Annotated in this window: 1 protein-coding gene; it reads right to left on the bottom strand. The window is 67.2% G+C overall.

Translation table 11 applies throughout. The features are described from left to right. Positions 1-519: DJ-1/PfpI family protein (locus ACRWNP_RS37200; RefSeq protein ID WP_431969447.1), on the bottom strand; the 519-nt coding region annotated here is incomplete at its 3' end. Between the last annotated feature and the right edge of the window lie 29 nt (positions 520-548).

Raw genomic sequence — 548 nt, 5'->3', positions numbered from 1 at the left:
GCCGAATTGCGGCATGTCGGGCCATCCGCGGCAGGAGACGAGGTTGCCGTCCACGACGTCGGGAGCGTCGATGACCGTCGCGCCCGCGTTCTCCATGTCACCGGTGATGGGCGGGAAGCACGCCGTCTTCCGGCCCTTGAGCAGTCCGTACACAGCCGGCACCTGCGCGCCGTGGCAGATCAGCGCGATCGGGAGGTTGCGCGCGAAGAAGTGCTCGGTGATGCGCCTGACGTCGGCGTCGACCCGGATCCACTCGGGGGCACGTCCCCCAGGGATGATGAGGGCGTCATAGCGCTCGACGTCAACCTCGGCCCAGGGCACGTCGACCGGCAGCTTTCGGCCGTTCTTCTCCACGTAGGCGTCGGAGTTGGGGTCGAACTCGTGGATGACCAGCTGAACGTCACGCATCGTCCGCGACGAGACGTCAACGCCCCAGCCGCCCTCCTGAACGCGATAGTAGGGATACATGGTGTCGAGCTCCTCGGCGGCGTCGCCGGTCAGGAGCAGCGCTCTGGGCACCTGCTTCTCCTCGCATCTGAGGCGGGTGA

This window comes from Actinacidiphila sp. bgisy160 (assembly GCF_965342435.1).
Taxonomy (GTDB): domain Bacteria; phylum Actinomycetota; class Actinomycetes; order Streptomycetales; family Streptomycetaceae; genus Actinacidiphila.
Note: the sequence above shows the minus strand (reverse complement) of the source record. Positions and strands in the feature narration are given on the sequence as shown.